Below are 329 nucleotides of genomic sequence, written 5' to 3'. Positions count from 1 at the left end.
CCGTTCGCTGATCGAGCCCTATCTGCAGTTCTTCCGCATGATCCCGCCGCTCGCCATCATTCCGCTGGCGATCGTCACCATGGGCATCGACGAGACGCCAAAAATCTTCGTCATCTTCCTGGCATCGTTCCTGGCCAGCGTCGTCGCCACCTATCAGGGCGTCATCAGCGTCGACAAGACGATGATCAACGCCGCGCGGGTGCTTGGCGCGAAAGACATGACGATCTTCCTGCGCGTCATCATCCCGGCGTCGACGCCGTTCATCCTGGTCGGGGTACGCATCGGGCTTGGATCGGCCTGGGCGACGCTGGTCGCCGCCGAACTGATCG

The 329-nt window shown here is 62.3% G+C and carries 1 protein-coding gene; it reads left to right on the top strand.

From position 1 onward, the window contains the following. On the top strand, positions 1–329 hold a 329-nt coding region (locus EN852_RS37555), incomplete at both ends, for an ABC transporter permease subunit (protein ID WP_135879821.1).

Source organism: Mesorhizobium sp. M2E.F.Ca.ET.209.01.1.1 (assembly GCF_004010375.2).
In the GTDB taxonomy this organism is placed as follows: Bacteria; Pseudomonadota; Alphaproteobacteria; order Rhizobiales; family Rhizobiaceae; genus Mesorhizobium.
This window is presented reverse-complemented; position numbering and strand designations above follow the sequence as displayed.